30 protein-coding genes and 1 pseudogene are annotated in these 25,142 nt (G+C 29.1%); 13 read left to right on the top strand and 18 right to left on the bottom strand.

Features of this window, described 5'->3' with window-relative positions; all coding sequences use genetic code 11:
• Positions 1-21: 21 nt before the first annotated feature.
• The 11 genes from EAH69_RS07730 to EAH69_RS07680 form a co-directional block, all read right to left on the bottom strand.
• Positions 22-660 carry a BT4734/BF3469 family protein gene (locus tag EAH69_RS07730; protein WP_121934614.1) on the bottom strand — a complete coding sequence of 213 codons (639 nt, stop codon included), beginning with the start codon at positions 658-660 and terminating at the stop codon, positions 22-24.
• Between the two features lie 55 nt (positions 661-715).
• Complete coding sequence (locus tag EAH69_RS07725) at positions 716-1,000, bottom strand: helix-turn-helix domain-containing protein (RefSeq protein WP_121934613.1); 285 nt, start codon at positions 998-1,000, stop codon at positions 716-718.
• A gap of 194 nt (positions 1,001-1,194) precedes the next feature.
• Positions 1,195-2,085 (bottom strand): hypothetical protein, encoded by an 891-nt coding sequence (locus tag EAH69_RS07720; protein WP_121934612.1) that lies wholly within the window; start codon positions 2,083-2,085, stop codon positions 1,195-1,197.
• Between the two features lie 118 nt (positions 2,086-2,203).
• Entirely contained in the window at positions 2,204-3,238 is a 1,035-nt protein-coding gene (gene arsB, locus EAH69_RS07715; protein WP_121934611.1) for an ACR3 family arsenite efflux transporter, read from the bottom strand.
• 3 nt (positions 3,239-3,241) lie between these two features.
• Positions 3,242-3,853 carry a low molecular weight phosphatase family protein gene (locus tag EAH69_RS07710; RefSeq protein WP_121934610.1) on the bottom strand — a complete coding sequence of 204 codons (612 nt, stop codon included), beginning with the start codon at positions 3,851-3,853 and terminating at the stop codon, positions 3,242-3,244.
• A 4-nt stretch (positions 3,854-3,857) separates the two neighbouring features.
• Positions 3,858-4,928 (bottom strand): ArsO family NAD(P)H-dependent flavin-containing monooxygenase, encoded by a 1,071-nt coding sequence (locus EAH69_RS07705; RefSeq protein WP_121934622.1) that lies wholly within the window; start codon positions 4,926-4,928, stop codon positions 3,858-3,860.
• A 168-nt stretch (positions 4,929-5,096) separates the two neighbouring features.
• Positions 5,097-5,561 carry a DUF6428 family protein gene (locus EAH69_RS07700; protein WP_121934609.1) on the bottom strand — a complete coding sequence of 155 codons (465 nt, stop codon included), beginning with the start codon at positions 5,559-5,561 and terminating at the stop codon, positions 5,097-5,099.
• Between the two features lie 59 nt (positions 5,562-5,620).
• Positions 5,621-5,950, bottom strand: coding sequence for an ArsR/SmtB family transcription factor (locus EAH69_RS07695; protein ID WP_121934608.1), 330 nt, complete (start codon positions 5,948-5,950; stop codon positions 5,621-5,623).
• A 190-nt stretch (positions 5,951-6,140) separates the two neighbouring features.
• The gene (locus EAH69_RS07690) at positions 6,141-6,398 is read right to left on the bottom strand and encodes a Txe/YoeB family addiction module toxin (protein WP_121934607.1); all 258 of its coding nucleotides are present in this window, start codon (positions 6,396-6,398) and stop codon (positions 6,141-6,143) included.
• On the bottom strand, positions 6,399-6,653 hold the full coding sequence (locus EAH69_RS07685) for a type II toxin-antitoxin system Phd/YefM family antitoxin (protein ID WP_121934606.1): 255 nt from the start codon (positions 6,651-6,653) through the stop codon (positions 6,399-6,401).
• Between the two features lie 161 nt (positions 6,654-6,814).
• The gene (locus tag EAH69_RS07680) at positions 6,815-6,952 is read right to left on the bottom strand and encodes a winged helix-turn-helix transcriptional regulator (protein ID WP_317124735.1); all 138 of its coding nucleotides are present in this window, start codon (positions 6,950-6,952) and stop codon (positions 6,815-6,817) included.
• Positions 6,953-6,958: 6 nt separating this feature from the next.
• Between EAH69_RS07680 and EAH69_RS07675 the strand changes: the two genes are divergently transcribed.
• The 3 genes from EAH69_RS07675 (at position 6,959) to EAH69_RS07665 (ending at position 8,298) form a co-directional block, all read left to right on the top strand.
• Positions 6,959-7,225 carry an SDR family NAD(P)-dependent oxidoreductase gene (locus EAH69_RS07675; RefSeq protein WP_121934604.1) on the top strand — a complete coding sequence of 89 codons (267 nt, stop codon included), beginning with the start codon at positions 6,959-6,961 and terminating at the stop codon, positions 7,223-7,225.
• A 44-nt stretch (positions 7,226-7,269) separates the two neighbouring features.
• Positions 7,270-7,845, top strand: coding sequence for a Crp/Fnr family transcriptional regulator (locus tag EAH69_RS07670; protein ID WP_121934603.1), 576 nt, complete (start codon positions 7,270-7,272; stop codon positions 7,843-7,845).
• Between the two features lie 63 nt (positions 7,846-7,908).
• Positions 7,909-8,298 (top strand): RidA family protein, encoded by a 390-nt coding sequence (locus EAH69_RS07665; protein ID WP_121934602.1) that lies wholly within the window; start codon positions 7,909-7,911, stop codon positions 8,296-8,298.
• A gap of 24 nt (positions 8,299-8,322) precedes the next feature.
• On the opposite strand, the gene EAH69_RS14060 is transcribed toward EAH69_RS07665, so the two are convergent.
• Entirely contained in the window at positions 8,323-8,529 is a 207-nt protein-coding gene (locus tag EAH69_RS14060; protein WP_262602205.1) for a tyrosine-type recombinase/integrase, read from the bottom strand.
• A gap of 382 nt (positions 8,530-8,911) precedes the next feature.
• Between EAH69_RS14060 and EAH69_RS07655 the strand changes: the two genes are divergently transcribed.
• Together EAH69_RS07655 and EAH69_RS14155 are read left to right on the top strand one after the other, a co-directional pair.
• Entirely contained in the window at positions 8,912-9,361 is a 450-nt protein-coding gene (locus tag EAH69_RS07655; RefSeq protein WP_121934601.1) for a hypothetical protein, read from the top strand.
• 80 nt (positions 9,362-9,441) lie between these two features.
• Positions 9,442-9,582: pseudogene (locus EAH69_RS14155) on the top strand (IS30 family transposase); the annotation flags it as partial.
• A gap of 172 nt (positions 9,583-9,754) precedes the next feature.
• On the opposite strand, the gene EAH69_RS07650 reads toward EAH69_RS14155, so the two are convergent.
• The 3 genes from EAH69_RS07650 to EAH69_RS07640 are packed head-to-tail and all read right to left on the bottom strand — an operon-like array spanning position 9,755 to position 12,413.
• Positions 9,755-11,074: an ABC transporter permease gene (locus EAH69_RS07650; RefSeq protein WP_121934600.1), complete on the bottom strand. Its 1,320-nt coding sequence runs from the start codon at positions 11,072-11,074 to the stop codon at positions 9,755-9,757.
• Between the two features lie 10 nt (positions 11,075-11,084).
• Positions 11,085-12,020 carry an ABC transporter ATP-binding protein gene (locus EAH69_RS07645; protein ID WP_121934599.1) on the bottom strand — a complete coding sequence of 312 codons (936 nt, stop codon included), beginning with the start codon at positions 12,018-12,020 and terminating at the stop codon, positions 11,085-11,087.
• A gap of 51 nt (positions 12,021-12,071) precedes the next feature.
• Positions 12,072-12,413, bottom strand: coding sequence for an MGMT family protein (locus EAH69_RS07640; RefSeq protein ID WP_121934598.1), 342 nt, complete (start codon positions 12,411-12,413; stop codon positions 12,072-12,074).
• Positions 12,414-12,455: 42 nt separating this feature from the next.
• Here EAH69_RS07640 and EAH69_RS07635 point away from each other — a divergent pair, with 42 nt between their 5' ends.
• Positions 12,456-12,992 carry a hypothetical protein gene (locus EAH69_RS07635; protein WP_121934597.1) on the top strand — a complete coding sequence of 179 codons (537 nt, stop codon included), beginning with the start codon at positions 12,456-12,458 and terminating at the stop codon, positions 12,990-12,992.
• A gap of 309 nt (positions 12,993-13,301) precedes the next feature.
• Here the strand turns inward: EAH69_RS07635 and EAH69_RS07625 are convergent, their stop codons facing one another.
• Positions 13,302-13,493, bottom strand: coding sequence for a cold-shock protein (locus EAH69_RS07625; protein WP_121934595.1), 192 nt, complete (start codon positions 13,491-13,493; stop codon positions 13,302-13,304).
• Between the two features lie 140 nt (positions 13,494-13,633).
• On the opposite strand from EAH69_RS07625, the gene hemW reads away from it, so the two are divergent.
• From hemW to EAH69_RS07590, 7 genes are all read left to right on the top strand, one after another.
• Complete coding sequence (gene hemW, locus EAH69_RS07620; protein WP_121934594.1) at positions 13,634-14,761, top strand: radical SAM family heme chaperone HemW; 1,128 nt, start codon at positions 13,634-13,636, stop codon at positions 14,759-14,761.
• Positions 14,762-14,779: 18 nt separating this feature from the next.
• Positions 14,780-15,598 carry a glutamate racemase gene (gene murI / locus EAH69_RS07615; RefSeq protein ID WP_121934593.1) on the top strand — a complete coding sequence of 273 codons (819 nt, stop codon included), beginning with the start codon at positions 14,780-14,782 and terminating at the stop codon, positions 15,596-15,598.
• A 47-nt stretch (positions 15,599-15,645) separates the two neighbouring features.
• Positions 15,646-16,881: an ornithine--oxo-acid transaminase gene (gene rocD, locus EAH69_RS07610; protein WP_121934592.1), complete on the top strand. Its 1,236-nt coding sequence runs from the start codon at positions 15,646-15,648 to the stop codon at positions 16,879-16,881.
• A gap of 80 nt (positions 16,882-16,961) precedes the next feature.
• Positions 16,962-19,016 carry a M48 family metallopeptidase gene (locus EAH69_RS07605; RefSeq protein WP_121934591.1) on the top strand — a complete coding sequence of 685 codons (2,055 nt, stop codon included), beginning with the start codon at positions 16,962-16,964 and terminating at the stop codon, positions 19,014-19,016.
• The gene (locus EAH69_RS07600) at positions 19,016-20,818 is read left to right on the top strand and encodes a hypothetical protein (RefSeq protein WP_121934590.1); all 1,803 of its coding nucleotides are present in this window, start codon (positions 19,016-19,018) and stop codon (positions 20,816-20,818) included. The genes EAH69_RS07605 and EAH69_RS07600 overlap by 1 nt, the downstream gene beginning before the upstream one ends.
• 58 nt (positions 20,819-20,876) lie before the next feature.
• Positions 20,877-22,085: an NAD(P)/FAD-dependent oxidoreductase gene (locus tag EAH69_RS07595; RefSeq protein ID WP_121934589.1), complete on the top strand. Its 1,209-nt coding sequence runs from the start codon at positions 20,877-20,879 to the stop codon at positions 22,083-22,085.
• A gap of 2 nt (positions 22,086-22,087) precedes the next feature.
• The gene (locus EAH69_RS07590; RefSeq protein ID WP_121934588.1) at positions 22,088-22,870 is read left to right on the top strand and encodes a GIY-YIG nuclease family protein; all 783 of its coding nucleotides are present in this window, start codon (positions 22,088-22,090) and stop codon (positions 22,868-22,870) included.
• A gap of 33 nt (positions 22,871-22,903) precedes the next feature.
• Here the strand turns inward: EAH69_RS07590 and EAH69_RS07585 are convergent, their stop codons facing one another.
• Both EAH69_RS07585 and EAH69_RS07580 read right to left on the bottom strand, forming a co-directional pair.
• Positions 22,904-23,461, bottom strand: a complete 558-nt coding sequence (locus EAH69_RS07585; protein WP_121934587.1) for an acyl-CoA thioesterase — start codon at positions 23,459-23,461, stop codon at positions 22,904-22,906.
• Positions 23,462-23,466: 5 nt separating this feature from the next.
• The gene (locus EAH69_RS07580; protein ID WP_121934586.1) at positions 23,467-24,972 is read right to left on the bottom strand and encodes a GH3 family domain-containing protein; all 1,506 of its coding nucleotides are present in this window, start codon (positions 24,970-24,972) and stop codon (positions 23,467-23,469) included.
• Positions 24,973-25,142: the final 170 nt, after the last annotated feature.

The following is a 25,142-nucleotide window of genomic DNA, read 5'->3' as shown; positions in this document are numbered from 1 at the left end:
ACTAATTAAAAATCAAAATATTTATAAAAATAACTTGGTTTTGTCATAGAAATCAGGATGACTAACTGAATTAGATTTCTCGACAAGCTCGAAATGACAATTTTGTTCAGAATGACAATGAAAAATTTCTGCGTTTGGGTTAAAATAGATTTCTGGATCATAAGAATAGAAACATAATCTTGTGATGTCTTTTCCGGATTTATCAATTTCGATTTCTAACTCTTTTTCGTAAAATTCTTTGACAATGTTGTACGTGTTTTTGTGTTCGTCTTGATTGGTTGAAACCTTGATGAATAGCTTTAATCCGTTGTTTGATGGACTGATAAATGCAACAAATGTTGTACTTAATTCAATCGCTTTTTGTTTGATTTCTGCTAGCTTATTTTTCTCAACTTTATCAATATCCAGTACAATTATTTGATTGTAATTTTGGAGGTAGTCTAATTTTCTACCTCCCTTGAATGTTGCACTTGGTGTAAAAGCAATTAAAGATTTCTTTGCTTTTTCGTATGGTTCCATTTTTCCTTGTTCTAAGGATTTACGCAAGTATAGAATTTGACTTTTGTATGTTCCTTCTTTGATTTCTGTTACGATTTGCTCAACTGGTATTGTGTTGATTACCTCGTTGAAGTTTTGGAATAAAGTGAATTTTATGCTCATAGTATTGAGATTTGAGATGTTAGATATTAGACTTTTGATATTCTATATTCTTCTTTTAGCGTTTGTTAGTGAATGATTTGTTGTAGTGTTCATTCAATAACTTTTCGACGTCAGACATTTTGTAGTAGATTTTGTTGCCTACTTGACAGAATGAAACCTTTCCTTCATCTCTCCACGTTTGAGCGGTACGTTTTGAGATTTTCATTAGCATTAGAAACTCTTGGTTATCCATAAATGTTTCTTGTTTAGCTGCTAATGCTTTGTTTAATTTTTTAGTGATTTCCTCTAATTTGAATACGATCGCATCGTATTGTTCTTTTGTTAAAATGATTGCTTCCATTTTCTGATTTGTTTAAGATTATGAAGCAAATGAAGTATAGAAAAAAAAGTCCGTTAGTCCTGAAATGGTCTTGTCAGGACCATATTTTTTTGAATGGCTGATGAATAAAGACTTTTGATTTTTGAAGTTGAACGTGTGAACAGGACTTTTTGGACCAAAAAAAATCCTAACTGGGATAGTTAGGATAGTGAATGTTATAGTAATTTATCTACATCAATACGTTTTGCGTTATTTGGTCGTTTTTCTTCTCGTGATGGTGTGAGTATAGTTTTGACCGTTTCAATGCTTAATTTATTTCCGTCTTTGTCTACAAAAGAATAGGCAATCATCTTAGCGATGTCGTTTACATTTCCATCTAAATATGATCTTCCATTGACAAATAATTCTCTTGATAATTGATAAAATATGTCTACCAATTGATTTACGTTTCCGTTGAATTGTAGTTTGTTGTAATTGCATTTTTCTTCTTTAACTACTTGTAATTCTTCCTGTAATCTTCTGATGTGTTGTAAATGTTCAATTTTCTTGTTGCATTGCTCTGAATATTCTGGAAGTTTTGGATTGATAAAATGAATATTGGCTTGTTCGTATTCGTATTTCTCATTGGTTAAGAAAATGATTTGATCACAATAGTCTTCCATCTGTTCCAAATCTTTCTGCGTTTTATAAAACGAAAAATAACGTTCTTCTGAATCTGCATTGATGTATCTCGGTGCAGGACTGTCTATGTCTTTTATTGTAACAGGCTTTTTTAATGAACTTCTTACAAATTCTGCTGTTGTAATGATTTTCATTAGTTTAGTTCTATTCCTCTCTTTTTTGAACAAGGATTCATTGACAGAAACTAACTTTTCAAACTTATTGATCCAGTGCAATTTATCCTTAACATAAATTAAATGATGTTTGATAAAATCAGCAATTTCAGAATGAGAAATCTCAAATACTTTGTCAATCAATGCTTGACAATAACCATCGTTTGATAAAGGTAAAACCTCTATTATATCAAATTCTTCCGACTTTACGTTGTGTAAAGCAACCTTCGTCAATTCTTTGAATTGTACAGCTTCTTTTATCAAATACGCCATAGTAGATTAAGTTTTAGTCATTAAACATTTTTTAAGGTAATTTAATGTAAATTAAAACTTTATAATGACAATAGGTGTCGCGAAATATATTATTTACTTTCTTATTCGATGTATTGCTCTATTCTTTATAATATATCCTTTTCAGCCACAAACTTGCTTTTACTAAAAGTATTAACACCGGAACTTCGACCAACGGACCAATAACTCCTACAAAAGCTTGTGGAGAGTGAATACCGAATATTGCAATGGAAACTGCAATAGCTAATTCGAAATTATTACCTGTCGCTGTAAATGAAATAGATGCATTTTTATCATAAGGAACCTTCATTGCTTTATTGATAAAAAAACTGATGAAGAACATCAGTGCAAAATATATAACTAATGGGATTGCTACTTTGATAACGTCTAAAGGTAATTCAAGTATTTTATCTCCTTTTAAACTAAACATTACTACAATAGTAAATAACAAAGCATAAAGTGTTAGAGGAGAAATTTTGGGTACGAATACACGATTGTACCATTCTATACCATTCTTTTTAATTAAAGTGAATCTCGTGATAAAACCTATTAAAAATGGAATACCTAAATAGATTATTACACTTTGTGTTACTTCGATAATTGAAACCGAAACATTAAAATTAGCTAAGCCTAATTTTGCAGGTAATATGTTGATGAATAACCAAACTAAAAAGCTATAACTTAAGACTTGGAAAATACTATTTAATGCGACTAACATTGCTGTATATTCTCTATTAGCCTTCGCTAAATCGCTCCAAACTATTACCATTGCGATACATCGTGCTAAGCCAATTAAGATTAATCCCGACATATAATCAGGTTCGTCGTGAAGAAATAGTACGGCTAAGCCAAACATTAAAACTGTACCAATTATCCAGTTTAAGATTAAGGATATTCCGATTACTTTTTTGTTTTTAAATACTTGTGGTAATAGAGAATAATCTACTTTGGCTAAAGGTGGAAACATCATTATTATCAACCCTAAAGCTAAAGGAATATTGGTTGTGCCAATGCTCATACGCTCTATTAAAACAGACATATTGGGAAAGATATAGCCAATTGTAACACCTAAAACCATTGCGATAAAAATCCATAAGGTTAGGTATCTATCTAAAAATTTTAATTTAGGTTGCATTTTTTAAACTGTGATTTGTGAAAATATGTACATCATTTCAGTTGCGATTTGAAAACTGCGTTGTTTGTAAACTTCGGTTTGTTCGGTTGTATCATCCGAAATTTTAGGATCTTCGTAAGTAATGGGAATTCGCTTTTCAGCACCGGATATAAAAGGACAACCTTCATCTGCTTGGGAGCAAGTTAGAATCGCTGCGAAATTTGAAATGGGATTGAATGCATCATTATATTTCTTAGAAAAACCGATAATTGGTGAACTATTCTCATCATATTTTATCGCATAAATAGGATTATTACTATCTGTAATTTTAAAGATTTGAAAACCTTGATTGCTTAGCGTTTCAATTACTTTTGGAAACAATGCTGTTTCTTCTGTACCCCCTGAATAACAGTGTACATTATCTATATTATAGAATGATGCTGAAGTTTGCGCCCAAACCTGTGATAAATGACTTCTTCGAGAATTGTGTGTACAAATAAAATTAAGGTTTACCGGTTTTTTACTATTTACCTTTCCTTGAATGTAATCTATTAAAGGTTGTAAAATGTTTTTGCGATCATTACTGATATTTTCAAAATGAAATTGCTCTACAGTTTTTAATATTGTTGAGTACATATTTTTAATTAATCTTTAAGTGTTTAGATAAAAAATCTTGAATTTCTAAAATTGTTTGTTTTGCGGTTCTGTTTACCCCAATTAAAGATGCAGATGCATAACCTGTCCAATTACCATAGCCTACAAACCATAAACCTTCAATATCTAAAGACTTAGTTTCATTGGTTTTTGCAATACCTTTTTCATCTAGTTGTATTAGTGATTTTAGGAATGTAGTATCGTAACCGAAGCCTGTACACCAAATAATTGCATCAAAATCTTCTTGTTCGCCGTTATCCCAAATTACTCCTTTGTCGTAAAACTCACGGAATGTACCACTAGAAATTAACACTCCTCTTTCACGAGCTTCTTTTACAGGTGGAACCATAACAATACTGGCTAAATTGTAATTTGATGCATCAAATGTTTTTCCTTCTAATTCTGCTTTATATCTTGCGTTGGCAATTTTAAACAGATAATAGCCGTCCACTTCATCGGGTAGAAATTCAGGTGTTTTTTTTGTTGACCATTTTACTGTCGTATTTTTTGATACTTCAGCAACAATTTGAGCACCAGAATTACCTTCTCCAACAACCAATGTTTTTAAACCATTAAAATCTTCGGGGTTTTTATATTTACTTGAATGTATTTGAACACCTTTGTAATTTTCTATTCCCTTTAAATTCGGAATGAAAGGATTTCCCCACGTTCCTGTAGCAGAAATAACTGTTTTGGTTTTTAAAAAACTTTCTTGCGTGTGAACTTGAAAAAAATCTCCTTTTTTTTTAATTTCAACAACTTCACTATTTCTTTTCACATTAAGTTGATAATATTGCTCGTATTGTCCTAAATAATGTATAACCTCTTGTTTTGTAGGGAATTTATTTTCAGAATTTGGCATTATCAATCCAGGTAACGAGCTATAATCTGCTGGAGAAAATAGGGTTAAACTATCCCAAGTATGGAGCCAAGCCCCGCCTGAAGTATTTTGCTTATCCAAAATAATATACTTCAGTTTTGCACGTCTTAGATAATATCCACAAGCTAATGCACTTTGCCCGCCTCCAATAACTATAACATCAAATATTTCATCCATTGAATTGTTTTTATCTGATTTATGCATTCACAAATTAATACTTTTACGTTTCAATAAATTCTTATCTATATTAATACCGTTTACTGTTTGATAATCCTTGTTTATCGATTTCTACAACTCCTAAAAAATTATCATTGGTAATTGTTATAATATTTATGGTTACAATATTTAGCAACACCCCGAATTTGGTGTACAAGAAGATGATTGGATTTCTGACAATTTCACTTTTGGTTTTTCTGAAGGAATACCACAAGCATCTTGCGCTAAGCAAGCTGTTTTTTTATTTTTTAAAATGAAATGTTTTCCATTAAACTCTAAATCATATTTACCAATTGTAGTCGATTGATATTCAACTTCAATTTCTGCATCTTCAATCCCTAATTTGTTTTCGGATAAGCGAATGATATTTAATAATTTTCCTGGTTTTAAACGATGTTCGTAATCGTCTGCATTCCACAGTTGAAAGTTTACTACTTTTTCATTTCTAATAACTCCACCACAATCAATAAATTTCTTTGTGATTTCTCCCACTTCTGTAACGTGGAAATGTTCTGGTACGAAAGTACCATCCTCTAATTGAAATTCAACATTCTCTAATGTTGGTAAGATTTCTTTGATTTCTGAAAGTTTCATATACTTTAATTATTATTTATTAATCGTAATATTACGATGTTTTATTTCAAAAAAACGCCTTAACAGCATTTCTCTATATTGACATTTTGATTGAAAAAGCTAGAAAACTCATTTTGAATTGCAGCCCAAACCTTTTCATCTATACAATAACACACTGATTTCCCTTCGATGGAACCTTGAATAATTCCGATTTTCTTCAATTCTTTTAAATGTTGAGAAATAGTGGCTTGTGCTAAACCTAGTTCATCTACTAGATCAGTGCATATGCACGCATTCTGTTTGATAATATGCTGAATAATAGCTACTCGAGCAGGATGTCCTAATACTTTGAATAAAGTAGCTAGTTTATTTTGCTCGTCAGTGAAGATTTCTGATTTAGTTGTTCCCATTCTTGATTTATTATCATTGCAATATTACGATATGTTTTATAAATACTAAAATCATTTAATATTAATTATTCAATATACTGTTCTACTGCTTTATCTAATTCTTCGTTTACGATTTTTGCATAAAAAAAATTCTGTTACGTTTTACAACCTAACAGAATTCTATCTTATTTATATCTTAAAAATGGATTATTTAATCGTAATCAAAACGGCACTTTGCTATTAATATCTGATCATCTTCGTATTTGTAAATTAAACGATGTTCTTCGTCTATTCTACGTGACCAAAACCCTGAATATTTATGTTTTAAGGGTTCTGGTTTCCCAATACCAGTAAAAGGAGTACGTGAAATATCTTTCAATAAATCATTGATGCGTTTTACTTTTTTCTTATCGGTTTTTTGCCAAAATAAATAATCTTCCCAAGACTCATTTACGAAAATATATTTCATCTATTCCTCGATTAATTCTCTTTCAAAAGATTGCTTACTTTTTAATTTCTCAATGGCAGCATCTAATCTTGACTCATTGATACGAGAAGATAATTCGTGATTTGTAGCCATTAATGAATTGTACTCTTCCAATGACATTACAACAATACCAGAATCTTTCCCTCTGTTGATGATTAAGGTTTCAAAGTTCTTTGAAACTCTATCTAAGTAAGATTTAATATCTTTTCTGAAATCTGAAACACTTGCTATTATCATAATCTTGTATTTTATTATGTACAAATATATGTACATTATTTTGATTTGTATAATCTATTTTTATACATTATTCTAAAATAAGTATCTATTATTCAATATATTGCTCAACTGCTTTGTCTAATTCTTCGTTTACGATTTTAGCATTGAATGAATTAAAAAACTTATTTTTCTATAATTACTTTACGGTGCTCCTTTCCCCATTCAGCTAAATTTTTAATAATGTTTTGCAAAGACCAACCATATTCTGTCAATTGATATTCCACAGTCACCGGTTGTGTATCTAGTACAATTCTTTTTATTAATAAATTGCAAAGGTTGCTGCAAATGAATTAGAAGATCGAAAAATACGTGTAAATGTTGTAAGTCCTGGACCAACTCTGACACAAGGATTACAGAATGCTGTACCAAATGAGGCCTTAACTTACCTAGCAGAAAAAACAGCTTTACAACGGTTGGCAACACCAGATGAAATTGGCAAAGTTGTAGAATTTTTGGCTTCTGACCAATCGAGTTTTATTAAAGGAACAGAAATAGTAGTAGATGGTGGTTTGTTAAATTACACTATGCGTTAAGCTAATTTTTAATCTATATTTGCTATAGACAAAAATAAATACAATTGACCTTCGATAAGCATCCAATTATACAAGACATAATTTCACAAATTCCACTTCATGAAGAGGAATGTAAACTTATACAAGAAGTTTTCAAACTACAGGAGTACAAAAGAAAAGCGCTCATTTTTGAAAATGGAAAAAGAATGAATCAATTGTATTTTATTGTAGAAGGTTTAGTTAAACTTAGTTTTACTGATCATAAGGGTAAAGAATTTATTTTAGGTTTCGCCATGGAAAACTGGTGGGAAACAGATCTTGGTGCATTTTTCTATAAAGAACTAGCATCCTATGATTTAATCGCAATGGAAAAGACAAAATTATATGCGATAACTGATATGGATTATAATCTATTACTGAATAAAATTCCATTATTGAAATCGTATTTTCTTGGCAAATCAATACGTGGTTCTTTTGCTGCACAACAACGTGTTCTTTCTTTATTATCAATGGATTCTAAAGAACGATACCATCAGTTATTAAAACTTTATCCGCAATGGTTTCAGCGTATTCCAAAAAAATATATTGCAACTTATTTAGGTGTTTCAAGAGAAACATTAAGCCGAATGTTAATAGATTAAAAAGTGATGTAGGTCACACATTATCGACTATATATCTTATGATCTTTGACAAAAAATAAGATCATGCAAAAACAAATCATTAATCCTTGGAAATGGCAAGAAGATAGAAATTATCAGCAAGCTATTGAAATTATAGCGCCGCAAAAAACCTTATATATTTCTGGACAAGCTGCAATAGATGAAAATGGAATATCAAGTAATGAAGAAATGATTTATCAATTAATTACTTCTATTACAAACCTAGAAAAAGTATTACAAGAAGCGAATTATCCATTGAACTCAATCGTAAAACTTACCGTTTATACGGTTTCATTGGACGAATTATATCCACATTTTTATATGATTCAAGATTGGATAAAAACTAATCAAATTGAGACTGCATTAACTGTGATTGAAGTTAAAGGATTATTTCAAACTTTAAAAATTGAATTGGACGCAACGGCTGTAATTTAAGAAGAGGGAATATTCCCTCTTCTATTATATATATTGCTCAACCGCTTTATCTAATTCGTCGTTTACGATTTTAGCATAAATTTGAGTTGTTCCGATATCAGAGTGATCTAATAATTTTGATACGTATTTAATACGCATACCGTTAGCTATGGTTTGGGTTGCAAATGTATGTCGGCTTAAATGAAAGGATAAAACAGATCGGTCTGATGTAGTTGTTGATAGTTTTAAAATGGATTTAGATAAAGAATCTAAAGGTTTCCAATTTGGAGCTTATCTCACTGGTTTTGGTGTAATATGTTTTGTGTTGTTTTTAGCTTAGTTAGGTTGGCGGTTTAAAGTAATAGACAAATTAAAGAGTATATAGATGTTGAGTCGCTTAATTTTTTAACCCACTCATTTTGTATATTTGGATAAATAACATTTAATATGGATTTAACCGTTAAAGACCTTTATGAAAGATTAAAAAATGACTCTAATTTTTCAGACAAAATAATTGAATTTCAATCTGATGTTTTAAATAAAAGAGATAGATAAGGAGCAATATGAAAATATTCTTTTAGTCCAAAAAATAAGATTTTCATTAATCAATGAAAGTGATAGAGGTTGTGTTTTATTGTCGGTTTCTTATTTAGAAGATGCTTTAGGTAAGTATATTTTGTTATATTTAAAAGGTGATAAAACTTTTAAAAAGAAGATGCTTAATTATAATTTATCAAATCTTAGTAGTCGAATCAATTTTGCGTATAGTATAGGTTTTATTAATGAAAAATTAATGAATGATTTGAATGTAATACGTAATGTAAGAAATGAATTTACTCATTCATTTGAACCAATTGATTTTAAAACTGAGAAGATTGATAAATTGGTAAAAGGTTTACAGTATAAATTTAGAAATGAAAACAATACGAGCAATAGGAAGCAACTGACTACGTATATTTTTGCCTTGTTAGGTATTCTATTGCCCTATTTAAATAAGAGTTTAGATCTTAAAAATCCTATTGATATTGAGCAGAAATTTATAAAGATTTATAACTCTACTAAAAGTCAAGTAAGTGATTTGTAGGTATTGAAAATGTGCTATATATTATTTTGTTAGTTCGAGAAGTTTATATTAGCTAAAAATTAATGTTAATATGGAAGTTGAAAGAAACTGACCTTTCGATATACTCAGAAAAAGAACTTAAAAAAGTTCAACGTGAACTCAATGAAAGACCTCGAAAAGTACTCAATGGATATTCACCAGCACAAGTTTTTAATCGAATGATTATTCAACAAATCAAATAATCAAAATTTTTACTATTTTTATACTATCGTTGCATTAGCAACTTAAAACCGCCCTTTTATTATTACTGATAAAAGTAATAAAACAATATAAGATAAACTTAATTAATTCAATGGTTTTCAAATAAAAAAAGCTGCTCATAACTGAACAGCTTTAAAATATAATTGAAGATTTTTAATTCTTATATGTAATCCACTTCAACATCTCTTTAATAGTTGGTTTCTTACCGTAAATTAAAATACCTATTCGATAAATTTTAGACGCTAAAAATATCATTCCGATTGTACTAATCAATAAGATAAATATTGATAAAGCCAATTCCCAAATCGGAATATCAAACGGAATACGTGTAATCATCGATATAGGTGATGTAAATGGTATCATCGATAACCAAAATGCAACAGGTCCATCTGGATTTTGTAATGTAGAAAATGACCCGTATAATCCAATCATCATAGAAACTAAAGGAAAATACGTAAATTGTTGCGTGTCGGTGTCGTTATCAACTGCCGAACCAATAGCTGCAAAAATTGCAGAATAAAACAGATATCCTAAAATAAAATAAATGATAAATGTAAATATAATTAACGGGTAATTAAATGATAATAATATCTCGCTGGTTTCAGCAACAATCTGCATCATTTCTGGATTAGATTCTGTTTCCTGAGCTTGATTCATCATATCTTGCGCCATATCCATTCTGCTTGCTGCGATGGCAGGAAAAATCATTAATAATCCTAAAGTCATTGTAATCCAGATGGAAAATTGTGTAACTGCAACCATTGTTGTACCAGCAATTTTTCCCATCATCAATTCGAATGGTTTTACAGAAGAAATGATAATTTCTACTACTCGATTATTCTTTTCTTCAACCACAGAACGCATTACTTTAACTCCATAAATCATAATAAACATAAAGATGATGTACGTTAAAGCACCTGATAAAGCGACTTTAAGCTCTACACCTTTATCCTCTTTCCCTTCCTTAACATTAAATACATTTAAGGAAACGCGAGAATTTGTTTCTTTTAATTTGACTTGATCTATACCCGAATTTTTCATTCGATATTCTTCGATTTTTGAAGACATCAAACTAGAAATTTTTTCGCGATCCGTAATTCCTAAATTCCCGTTAGTTGATAGTTTTGTATTTTTCTCAATGTTGTTATAATTACCATCCGTATTTGCCGGAATCTCTAATAATGCATTTAAATATTCGCTTCCACTTAAAGTATCTTTTATCGCTTTCGCTTCATCAGGCGTATAAATATTAAAAATCATATTTTCGTCTGATTTAAAAGTTGTTACAAATTGTGCACTTTCATCAATAACAGCAATATTTTTTATTTCAGAATTATTGGTTGCTGTCAACCAAAAAATTACACCTCCTGCTCCTACTAATAATAAGGGAGCTAAGATTGTCATAACAATAAATGCTTTATTTTTTACCTGAGAAAAGAATTCTCTTGAAGCAACTAAAAATATATTTTTCATCTTCTCCTACTTATTTATTTTGAGCTAAATTAGATTGTTTTACAGCTTGTAAAAAAACATCATTCATTGATGGAATAATTTCTTTAAATTGATTAATCTGTCCCATTTCAATTAATTCTTTCAATAAAATATTAGACGGTATAGTTTTATCAATCAATAAATTAAATGATGTTAATTCACCTTTTACATCAACATTTTTTATTTGATATTTATTTCCTAATAAAACTAAATCTTCAGATGAAATTTGATGAATTCCGATATTAAATTCGCCTGACTTAAATTGGTTTCTCACTTCTTCAATTGTTCCATCTAAAACCTTATTCGATTGATTTATCAAAGCAACATGATCACACATTTCCTCAACCGATTCCATTCGGTGAGTTGAGAAAATAATTGTTGTTCCTTTCTCACGAAGTTCTAAAATTTCGTTTGCAATTAATTGTGCATTAACCGGATCGAAACCTGAAAAAGGTTCATCAAAAATTAATAAAGAAGGTTCATGAATTACTGTAACAACAAACTGAACTTTTTGTCCCATTCCTTTCGAAAGTTCGCTCAGTTTTTTATCCCACCAAGACATCATATCCAACTTCTCGAACCAGTATTGTGTACGTTTCCTTGCTTCAGCAGATGACATTCCTTTTAATCGTGCAAAATAAATGGCTTGTTCCCCTACTTTCATGTTTTTATACAATCCACGTTCTTCAGGCATATAACCAACTTGTGCAATCGATTTTTTAGTTAAAGGCTCGCCATTTAATAAAATACGACCTTCATCTGGTGCTGTAATTTGATTAACGATTCGGATAAACGTTGTTTTTCCTGCTCCATTTGGTCCTAAAAGTCCATAAATAGATCCTTGAGGAATATTGATACTAAAGTTATTTAATGCAACTTTATCTTTATAGCGTCTTGTTAAATTTTCTGCTTGTAATAAGTAGTCCATTCTATATTATAAATTGAATTCGTAAAGTTAGTAAGAAGAAAACGAATATCGTTACAAATAATTTTCTTCTTCTAAGGGATTCCACAGATGTTGTTTAAAATTAACCACTTGGTCATTTTTTATTTTTATACCTTCTTGTTCTAAAAGTTCAATCATTAATTCAGGAGGAGAAAAATGATGTTTTCCAGTTAACAGTCCGTTTCTATTTACTACACGATGCGCCGGAACGTCCTCCAAATCATGTGCATGATTCATCGCATAACCAACAACACGAGCAGAAAATCCTGCTCCAATAGTTTTAGCAATTACGCCATAAGAAGTTACTTTTCCTTTTGGAATTTGCTTTACTATTTCGTAAATTATTTTATAAGTATCAGAAACTTCTTTAGTCATAATCTATTGATTTATTGTAAATTTAAAGAAACCTAATCAATAATGGAGAACAAAATTAGAATTAAAACTTTACAAAGTAGACCACGTTTTAAAGTATATACAAAAGCATCTAAAATTGAATTGATCAAGACCATTAAAAATCATTTAGCTCTGAATAATAAAGAAATTGGTGGTTATGCAAATCAAGAATTTGCTATGGTTAGATTAAGAAAAGATAAACAAAAATATTGGGCTCCGCAGTTACAAATACGATGGGAAGATGATGAAGAAAATAAAGAATTAATTGTTGTTCGTGGCATTATTGGTCCACGTCCTAATATTTGGACAATGTTTATGTTTTTCTATGGATTGTCTGGTGCATTATTAATAACATTAGGTACATATGCCGTATCTGAATATTATGTAACTGGCACGAGTAATTGGATTTGGTCAATTCCATTTGCTCTATTATTAGCTTTAGGAACTTTTATTGCATCCAAAATTGGACAACAAATATCAAAAGAACATTTAATAGAAATTTATAAATTTATAAACAGTGTTTTTAAAGATATAGAGTTTTATGAAGATAAAGATATTTAGTATTCTTTTTTTACTACTCTTAATTAGTTGTAGTAAAGAAAACCAAATAAAAAGTGTCAAATTTTGGAAATTTGGAAATGGTAGTCACTTCGGAGATGTTTTAGATTTTAAAGATGATACATATTCCGTTAAGTCTGATACCATCTATTATCAAAACAAACCAATCTATAAAATTTTAAAACTAAGACAATTCCCTAGTACTTCTTTAACCATAAAAGATCTGGAAACTAATACTGAAGGGAATTATTATGGAAAATAAAAAAACCACTTCTTTTGAGAAGTGGTTTGCATTCAAAAAATATGTAATGGTTATGCTAATTTTACATTTACAGCCATTGTACCTTTTTTACCTTCAGCTAAATCAAAAGTTACTTCATCGTTTTCAGCAACTTTATCAACTAACCCTGTAACGTGTACAAAATATTCTTTTCCTGATCCATCTTCTTTAATAAATCCAAATCCTTTTTCATCATTAAAGAATTTAACAGTTCCTTTGTTCATAATATTATATTTATTGTCGAAAGATAGAATTTAATTTCATAAAAATTATACTTTTTTTAAATTATTTTTTATCAAATTTCATATTTCTACTTTTAGATAAATAATCGAATTAGATTTATCTTTGTGAAAAATATTTGCCATTGGCTGGAATTTACATACATATACCTTATTGCAAGCAGAAATGTAGCTATTGCGATTTCCATTTTTCAACGAATTTAAATTCAAAGAATGAATTAATTTTTTCACTTTTAAAAGAGTTTGAATTACGCAAAAATGAAATACAAGAACCTATCGAAACTATTTATTTTGGTGGAGGAACTCCTTCTATTTTAACCAATAACGAGTTAGATTCTATTTTTGATGCATTACAACATCATTTCGATTTATCACAGGTTAAAGAAGTTACACTTGAAGCTAATCCTGATGATTTAACTCCTGAAAAATTAGCCTATTTTAAAACTACTCCTATTAATCGTTTTTCAATCGGAATTCAATCCTTTTTTGAAGAAGATTTACGTTTAATGAATCGTGCACACAATGCTGTTGAAGCTGAAAATTGCATCAAATTGGTCCGAGAATTTGGTTTTGAAAACATTACAATTGATTTAATTTACGGATCAAATACAACTACGCACGAAATGTGGCAACAAAACTTACAAAAAGCTGTAGATTTAGGAGTCAATCACATTTCGTCTTATGCACTTACAGTTGAGGAAAAAACAATTCTTAATCGAAAAATTGAGAAGGGAGAATGGAAACCAATTAACGATCAACATCAATCAGATCAGTTTGATTATTTAGTACAATTTCTTGAAAAAAATGGATTTATTCAGTACGAAATTTCAAATTTTGGAAAACCAGGATATTTTTCTCAGCATAATTCTAATTATTGGAAAGGCGTTCCTTACATCGGCTTTGGACCATCTGCACATTCTTATTTCGGGAACAATCGCGCATGGAATATTGCCAATAATGCTAAATATATTCAAGCTTTAAAAAATAACAATTTACCAATAGAGATTGAAACGCTATCTTTAGAAGATCAATACAACGAAATGATGATGATTGGTTTAAGAACAATCTACGGAATTGATCCTAATGTAGTAAAATCAACATTTGGGACTAAGATTTTTGACTATTTTAACCTTGAAATTAAAGAATTATTTAAAGAAAATTTAGTGCAACAAATTGACGGTAAAATTGTTTTAACAAAAAAAGCAAAATTTTTCGCGGACGGAATCGCTTCTCGCCTATTTTACGTTGATTAATTTTATAAATTTGCATCTATGAATGATAACAGACCGATTGGAGTTTTTGACTCTGGTGTAGGTGGACTAACTTTTGCAAAAGAAATTAAACGTTTATTGCCAAACGAAAGTATGATATACTTTGGCGATACACAGCATTTGCCCTATGGTGAAAAATCTAAAGAAGCGATTACTCGTTTTTCGGTTGATATTACTAATTTCTTAAAATCACACGATTGTAAAGCTATTTTAGTCGCTTGTAATTCGGCTACGGCTAATTCTATTGAAGCAATTAAAGAAGCAGCTGGTGAAGATGTTGTTGTTATTGATGTAATATCTCCCGTTGCAGAAAAAGTTGCATTCGAATTAAGAGAAAAAATTGGAGTAATTGCTACAAAAGCAACTATCAATTCTGGAGCTTATAAAAAATCAATACGCAAATACAATAAACACGTTAAAGTTATTGAAATGGCTACTCCTCTTTTGGTACCAGTTATCGAAGAAGGATATGCTAATACTTCAATTTCTAAGGCTGTTTTAGAAACGTATTTATCTAACAAAAAATTAGATGGAATTGATTCAATCATTTTGGGATGTACGCATTATCCGTTGGTTGAAAAAGAAATTAATCAAGTTTTTGAAGGTAAAGTACATATCATCAATTCGCCTTTAATTGTGGTTAATCATTTGATTTATTTATTAGGAAGAGAAGGTAAATTAGCAGCAAAAGATCACGCTCCTACTTATGATTTCTTTTTGTCTGATTATACAGATAATTTCTTAAAGGTTTCAAAAAGATTTTTTGGTAAAGATATTCAGTTAATCGAGAAAAGATTAGATACACAACCGGCGCTATAAGTGTCCGGTTTTTTTATATATTTAAATTACAAACAAAAGCATAAAACATGAATACAAATTATTCTGCACAAGAATTAATCGGATTAGAAGAAAAATACGGAGCACACAACTACCACCCACTTTCTGTTGTCTTAGAAAAAGGTGAAGGAGTTTACGTTTGGGACGTTGATGGTAAAAGATACTTTGATTTCTTATCAGCTTATTCTGCTGTTAACCAAGGACACTCTCACCCAAGAATCATCAATAAATTAAAAGAGCAAGCAGATAAATTAACTTTAACTTCTCGTGCTTTTTACAATGCTGAATTAGGGATTTACGAGAAATTTGTAACTGAATTATTCGGTTTTGATAAAATATTACCGATGAATACAGGGGCTGAAGCCGTAGAAACTGCTTTAAAAATTGCACGTAAATGGGGCTACGAAAAGAAAGGAATTCCTGCTGGTGAAGGTATTATTGTTGTATGTAAAGACAATTTCCATGGACGTACAACTACAATTATTTCTTTTTCTAATGACGAAGATGCACGTAAACATTTTGACCCATACACATCAGGATTTATCGCTGTAGAATACAGTAATGTAGATGCTTTAAAAGAAGTAATTGCTGAAAAAGGTGATAAAATTTGTGGTTTCTTAGTTGAACCAATTCAAGGTGAAGCTGGTGTTAATGTTCCTGCTGAAGGTTACTTAAAAGCTTGTTTCGATTTATGTCAAGAAAATAATATTTTATTTATCGCTGACGAAATTCAAACAGGAATTGCGCGAACAGGAAAAATGTTAGCAATCGATCACGAAAATATTAAACCAGATATGTTAATCTTAGGAAAAGCTTTATCTGGAGGAGCTTATCCTGTTTCTGGAGTTTTAACACGTAACGAAGTAATGGATGTTATTCATCCAGGTCAACATGGATCTACTTACGGTGGAAATCCATTAGCTTGTGCAGTTGCTCGTGAAGCTTTACAAGTAGTTTTAGACGAAAAATTAGCAGATAATGCTGAAAAATTAGGTCAAATTTTCCGTGCTGAAATCAACAAATTAGTTGAAGAATTCCCATTATTCAAATCAGTTCGTGGAAAAGGTTTATTAAATGCAATTTTAATCAACGATACGCCAGAGTCTGACACTGCATGGAATTTCTGTGTAAAAATGATGGAAAATGGTTTATTAGCAAAACCAACGCATGGAAACATTATCCGTTTTGCTCCACCTTTAGTAATGAACGAAGAGCAATTAATGGAATGTATTGCAATCATTCGTAAAACAGCTGCTGAATTCTAATATTCAACAAATACAATAAATCATATTAAAACCTGAGGATTATTCTTCAGGTTTTTTTATTTTCGTTAAAATTTAACACAATGCCTTCTACTATCAAACTTTCTGAAAACTACAAAAGTGCTCAGAAAAAATCTATTGTATGGATTATATTATTCATCATTACTTTTATTATCTCATTACTTCTATCTGTTAGTATATTTTTAGCTTCTTTATATTTAGGTTATTTTCTATTAAGCGAAGCATTTAATACAGGAACAATCATTTTATCTGTTGGTGCTTGCGTGATGGGCGGAATGATAATGTTTTTCAACTTTAAATATTTATTATCAATTTTCAAAAAAACTGAAGAAAATGGTATTCAAATTTATGAAGAGGATTATCCTGAATTGTTTAAATTAATTAAAGATACAGCTGACGAAGTTGGAACAAAACATCCCAAAAAAGTATTTTTAATTCCAGATATTAATGCATCTGTTTATTATTCTAATCATATACAAAGTTTATTATTCCCAACGGCTAAAAACTTAAATATTGGTATTGGATTAGTACGAATGACTACTATAAATGAATTAAAAGGAGTTTTAGCGCACGAATTTGGTCATTTTTCTCAAAAATCGATGACAATTGGTTCATATACAGCTAATGCTTATTATGTTATAGATGAAATCGTTAACAACAAAGAATCAATGGTCGATGTTATAAATACTATTGCTGATTTTAATGGATTTATTGCTATCATTAGTCGTGGTGCTTTATTATATAATAAACTTTTTGAAAAGGTTTACGTCTATATTTTCGAGAAATTAGATTTACAACGTTTGGCACTTTCTAGAGAAATGGAATATCATGCAGATCAGATTGCGACAAATGTAGTTGGAATTGATGTAATGATAAAACCAATGCTTCGTATGGATTTGTATATTGCAGAATTAAATAAAGTTTCAAGATTCTACGCAAGTAAACAAGAAGAGAAAAAGTTTTCTAAAAACTACTACAGAAACTTAGATCAAGTAATTAATTTATATGTAGCTAATAATAAAATTAAAGTCAAAAATGGTTTACCTCAACCAGAGTTTGAGCAGTTAAATAAAGTTTATTCAAAATTAGAATTAGAGAATATTTATTCGACGCATCCAGAATTAAAGGCAAGTATTGAAAATATAAAAAACACTAAAATTGAATCTGAAATAGACAATTCACCAATTGCAAAAGTTTTAATTAACGATATCGTAAAATTCGAAGAAAATTTTTCTTTTAATTTCTTTTTTGATTTAGATATTACACGTAAAAACGAAATTTCAGACGAAGAATTTTTAACTGAATTTAAACTCGAAAATAGTAATTCTAATTACCCAAAAGAATATCATAATCTTTACAGTTATACTTTCTTAGATTACAAAGAAATATTAGATTGTAAAATTATAAATGATGTAGAAGTTATTAATCCAAACGAATTATTTAGTGAGGCTACTACAGATTTATATGCAAATCTTTTTGCTTACAGAGATGATATTCAAAGTTTAAACTTCATAAAATTTAACAAAAATATCAAATCTTTTAAATATGATGGAGAAACATATCATACTAAAGATATTGATGAATTAATTGAAAAAATCACGAATGAACATGATAATTTTCAACCAAGTGTAAATATTATTGATGAAAAGATTAAACAATTTTATTCGCAAAATCTAACAGAAGAAAGTATAAAACTAGCTGAAATTGGTTTAGAATTAAATAATGATATTACTAAAATACAAGATCTTAAAACAAAAATAGATGAGAAAACACAATTCTTATTTGTAAATTCTCATGAAAAAATAATAAAAGAAGGAATTCAAAATTTACACAGTTTTAATGATGAAATTAAGCCTTTAGTAACTAAATATCTTGATTTTGATAACCTTTCACAATACGTAAATAAAGATGGAATTAACAGTTTTAAAAACTATGTAGAGGATGAACAGATCTTCTATACAAATCAGTATTTAGATTATGATTTAAGATCTTTTTTTGAATCCTTAAATTTCATTGATGAAATGTCGCAAATCATCTTATTCGAAAATAAAAAACAATTCTTATACACATATCTTTCTTTATTTAATAAAACTCCTGAAGTATTAATTGCCAATTAATGGAAAATAAAATTGATATATTAAATAAAAACGCAAGAAAAAGCCTAAGAAAACTACAAATCGGCTTTCTTTTAATAGCTATTGGCTCTATTGTATATTTTGGTATACTTATTACATTTTCTGCATATATTTTTAATATTTACAATTGGCATTATGGCGTAATATTACCAGGTTTTATATTTATTATTGGGCTAATTACATCATTAATGCCTTTAAGATATATTCTTATACTTTTTCAGAAAATCAAGACAGGAGAAAATCAAATTAATCCGAAAGAAGAACCTGAATTATTTAAATTACTCGATGAAATCAAAAATGAAATCGGTTTAAAGAAAACGCCAAAAGTATTTATTGAAAATGTAGCTGAAGTTTTCACTGAATATGAGAACCAATTTAATGCATTATTTAATCCCTCAAAATTTAATTTAGTTATTGGAATTAATCATTTTCAAACGCTTAATAGAGCTGAATTAAAAGCTTTAATATTTAATGAATTAAGAAAATATATAGACAGAAATGAATTCAGTTTAATTAAATTCAGAAATTGGGAATTTAGTACTGGAAATATGTTTTATACATCTGAATTGACAAATGAAACTAAGATTTCAAAATTTACAATTCTATTCTCCTATATTTATATTGCTGAACATATATTATTAAAAACTCATTACAAATTTTCTAAAAACATAAAACAATTCGAAAAACAATTAAAAGAATTAAATAAAAAAGAAAATATAAATACTAACGAATATAAGTCTGCTAATCATAAGCTTTTAGAATATATTATTATCAAAAATGAAATTGAATTTTATTTTATAGAATTACTTAATAATTTTTATCAAGTTGATAATCAATTTGAATTATATCGAGAAGTTTTAAAACGTGATCAATTAAGAAAATTAATTTTGAAAAATCATCAAATTAGCTTGTTTAATACGACAATGAACAATACTAAAATAGTTGATTATTATTCCGATACTAATCTAATATTAGAATTATCTAAAACCTCTAACCAAACAAATTATTCTATTGATAATTTTCAACTAAATAATCAAGAAAAAATAGAACAAAATCTATCTACTTTTAACAATGGTTTGAATAAAAAACAAGCTTCAGAATTAGTTAATATTTTCGAAGAATATTATTTTAATAATACCTATTTAGAATTCTTCGAAACATTACAAAATTTTACAGAAATAGATTTTAAACAGATACATTATTCAGCAATTGATTCATCAAGTCCTATCAAAAAAGAAGATTTAATTAATCAAATAATGGATTTAAACAACACAAATAACACTGATTCGCATACAGATAGCTACTTTCAATCCATAGATAAGCTCAATAATCAATTATACATTTATTTAAAATCGAATCATGAACATGGTAGTTCTAAAATTATAGAAACTATCTTATTTTATGATTCTGAAATAAATGATTCCGAGATTCTATTTTATGAATTAGATGAAATCGGATCATCAATCTATACAGAAACAAGACATAAAGTTTTAGAAGAACTTTATAAGGATTTTGATCACAATATTTCAACTGTAAAAACAAGTTTAAAAGAAAAATTAGATGATCCAGAATTACTGAATATTATTCAGCAAGATGTAATTGATTTTATCCAAAACGAAATTAACGACAACATTGTTTATTATGAAAATAGAATATACAATAAAGAGGCTTTTGACCGTATCACAAATTTAACTTTTTGGAATAATAATTTAAATATTTTACTTTCTGTGAGATACAAAAAACTTTATTTTGATTTAAATAAACAGTTAATTACTTTAAATTAGGTATATAAGTTGATAGTTAAATACAGCTATAGCAACTATTTGCTAATCTGTCTAAACTATGAAATTAAAATCGAACGAACCTTTTTGGTTAATTAAAAATGGATTAATAAATTCATTTCCTTCTTTACAACAGGACATAGAAACCGAAATCTTGATTATTGGAAGCGGAATTACAGGTAGTTTAATCGCTCATCAATGTATAAAAGATAATCATGATGTTGTATTAATTGATAGACGAGAAATTGTTAACGGAAGTTCTTCTGCAACAACTTCTATGTTACAATATGAAATTGATGTTCCACTCTATCAATTACAAGAATTAATAGGTGAAGATGCTGCTAATACTTGTTATAAAGCCTGTGAAGATTCAATTAAAACTTTAGAAATGATTTCAAAGTCGATTAAAAGCAAAGCTGGTTTTAAAAATAAAAAATCCATATATTTTGCGCATTTCAAGAAAGATATTGATTGGCTAAAAACTGAATTTGAAGCTCGAAAAAAAGCTAACTTTCCTGTAAAGTGGTTAAATCCTGAGCAAATTCAAGAAAAATACCATTTACATAATACACATGGTGGAATTATTTCTAATGTTGGTGCAAGCGTTGATGCTTTTCATTTAGCCCATGAATTATTGGCTTATAATCATAAAAAAGGATTGCGAATATTTGACAAAACAAATCTCGTAAACATCACTTCTACCTCACGATCTGTAACAGCAACTACCGATAAAGGTTTTACAATTAAAGCTAAAAAAGTAATTTATTGTAATGGTTTTGAAAGTGCCGAAATCATTAAAGAAAAATTTGTTGATTTATTATCTACCTACGCAATTGTTTCAGAGCAAATGGAAGCTAAACAATTAGAAAAATTGAATAAATTATTGATTTGGAATACTGCAGATCCTTATATTTATCTTAGAACAACTGACGATAACCGAATATTAATTGGTGGCGAGGATGAAGATTTTGTAAATCCTGATAAACGCGATCAATTAATTCACAATAAAACATTAAAACTAGAAAAAGAGTTTAAGAAATTATTTCCAGAAATTCCGTTTGCTACTGATTTTAGTTGGGCTGGTACTTTCGGAAGTACAAAAGACGGTTTACCATATATTGGAACTCATAAAGACTTTCCTTCGTCATATTTTGTTCTTGGTTTTGGTGGAAACGGAATTACTTTTTCAGTTTTAGGAATGGAAATGGTAAAAGCTTTTCTAGAAAACAAAACACATCAACTAAATCCATATTTTAAATTTGGTCGATAAAAATGTTAACTGAACAAATACAAAATCTTCCTCAAGTAGCAGGTGTATATTTCTTTTACAATGAAAAAGAAGATTTAGTTTACATCGGGAAAAGTATAAATATTAAAAAACGTGTTATTCAGCATTTTAGTGGCAAAGATCGAAAATCACTGAAAATTCAAAACTATGTTAAATTCATAAAATATGAAGAAACTGGTAGTGAATTAATTGCTTTATTGCACGAATCCCAATTAATCAAAGATTATAAACCAATATTTAACCGTGCACAGAGAAAAAGTGTTTTTCAGTATGGATTATATCAAACAGATGTCAATAATTATATTGGTTTACACATTAAAAAAATCACTGATAATGAAGAATGTATAACAACATTTACAACTGCAAAGGAAGCTAAGGAAACATTATTTCGGATTACGGAAAACTATTTCCTTTGTCAAAAAATCAACAATCTATATCATACAAAATATTCCTGTTTTGGTTACCAAGTTAAAATGTGTTTTGGTGCTTGTATTAATGAAGAATCTCCTGAATCTTATAATATGAGAGTGAATCGTTTTATTGAAAATAATACATTAGAAAAATTTACTAAATTTTATGTACTTCCTGGAAGAAATCCTACTGAAATTGGATTAGTTTATATTGAAAATGGAGTTTATAAAGGCTATGGATTTTGTAAAAAAAGAACGCGAAAAACGAATTATATCAAATACATACTACCAAAAAAAGACACAAAAGATGCAAGACGTATTTTAATTCGATACATGATAACTGAAAAAAATAAATGATAAAAAAACCTCCAAAAATTGGAGGTTTTAATATTATAATCTTGAGTCTAATTGAATCTTTACATTATAATGCTCTAACAAATAATTGATTAAATCATCCGAATGATAATCCATCGGATCTTTTACTTGTAAAGCTGCTTTTTTGTGTTCTTCGATTCGATGTAACGCTTTGTAAAAACGACGAATCTCGTTTGGAGAACGTAAAATTAATTTCGGAGCATCGGCTTTTTCTCCATTTTCTTCCTTACAAATCATAGTAAAATAAGACGAATTACAATGTCTAATTTCTCCGGTTTGTACATTTTGGCTTTCTACGCGAATTCCAATTACCATAGATGTATTACCTACATAGTTCACCGATGCATTAAGTGTTACTAATTCCCCTACTTCTACTGGCGTTAAAAAATCAACTCTGTCTACAGATGCAGTTACACAATATTTCCCAGAGTATTTAGATCCACATGCAAAAGCAATCTGATCCATTAATGATAATAAATATCCTCCGTGAATTTTACCCGAAAAATTCGAGTGTGATGGTAACATTAACTGCGAAAAAGTTATCAATGAACTTTCTACTGTTTTATAAATCATTTGTGTTATTGTGTGATGTTTGTTAAATTCAATCGATAAAATTCATCAGCAATCGAACGATCATTGGCCAAACGAGGAACTTTATTTTGCCCTCCTAATTTACCAATTGATTTCATATAATCTTGGAAACCTCCTTTATTAATTGGCGTTAAAACCAATTTTCGAAGAATATTTCCTCCGATCAAATCATCATAATACACATTTTGTAAACGCATTTGTGCATCTAATTCTTCACCAAAAGCGTCCATATTTTCAGGATAATTCTCAAATTCAACAAACCATTCATGGTAAGGTAAACCTGTTTTTGGATTAACCTGTGGCGCAACTGTAAATTCGTTTACACTTGCCGAATACTTTTCTAAAGTTTTTTGCAACGCCTGCTCTACTTCATGTGCAATTACGTGTTCACCAAAAGCCGATGTAAAATGCTTGATTCTTCCAGAAACCACAATCTTATAAGGCGCAGTTGAAGTGAAACGTACCGTATCACCTAAATTATAACCCCATAATCCTGAGTTCGTGTTCAAAATCAAAACATAATCCTTCCCTACCTCAACATCTTTTATCGAGATACGCGTTGGATTTTCTTGGTGGAATTCGTCGATTGGAATGAACTCATAGAACATTCCGTTGTTTAACAATAACAGTAAATCTTCGTTTTTTTGTGTGTTTTGGTATGCAATAAAACCTTCCGAAGCCGGGTAAGTTTGTATGCAATCTATATTTCTACCAATTAATTGGTTTACTTTTTCGCGGTATGGCTCATAATTAACCCCGCCAGTAACCATTAATTGTAAATCTTTAAATAATGTTTGGATATTTTCCTTTCCAGACACAGCTAATAAACGTTCAAAATACATAATTAACCATGGTGGAATACCAGAAATTAACGTCATATTTTCCGGAATCGTTTCTTTAACTACAGCATCTACTTTATCTTCCCATTCTTCTATACAATTCGTTTCCCACGAAGGCATACGATTGGTTTGAAGATATTTTGGAACATAATGTGCTACAATACCTGAAAGACGTCCGAATTTTAATCCATTTTTTTCTTCTAAAATTGGACTTCCTTGTAAAAAAATCATTTTTCCATTCAAGAAATTAGCATTTCCAGTTTCTTTTACATAATGTAGCAAAGCGTTTTTTGCTGAATTAATGTGATAAGGAATTGATTCTTTAGTTAAAGGAATATATTTTGTTCCAGAAGTTGTTCCAGAAGTTTTAGCTAAATAAATTGGTTTTCCAGGCCAAAGAATATCCGATTTACCTGCAACCATTTCATCGAAATATACACGTAAACCTTCATAATCATTAATTGACACGTATTTTTTAAAATCATCATAAGATTTGATTTTATCAAAATGATGATCTTTCCCAAATTTTGTGTTTTTTGCATAATTTATAAGGTCTAATAAGGTCTTTTCTTGCGTAGAAATTGGATTATTCATCCATTTTTGATCCTTATTTACAATATAATTTGCATAAATTTTAGCTAAAAAAGCCTTCATAAACTTCATTTAAAATTATACAAAATGAATGCTAACATATTATTGCAATCAATTTATAATTATCTTTTTCAATTAGTTACAAATTGTAACTTCTAATGAAAATGTTGTAGATTAGCGACTATAAATAATCGTACTAAACCAACATAATCTAATAGTACAAATATCTAAAA

Source organism: Faecalibacter macacae, assembly GCF_003687725.1.
Taxonomy (GTDB): domain Bacteria; phylum Bacteroidota; class Bacteroidia; order Flavobacteriales; family Weeksellaceae; genus Empedobacter; species Empedobacter macacae.
This window is presented reverse-complemented; position numbering and strand designations above follow the sequence as displayed.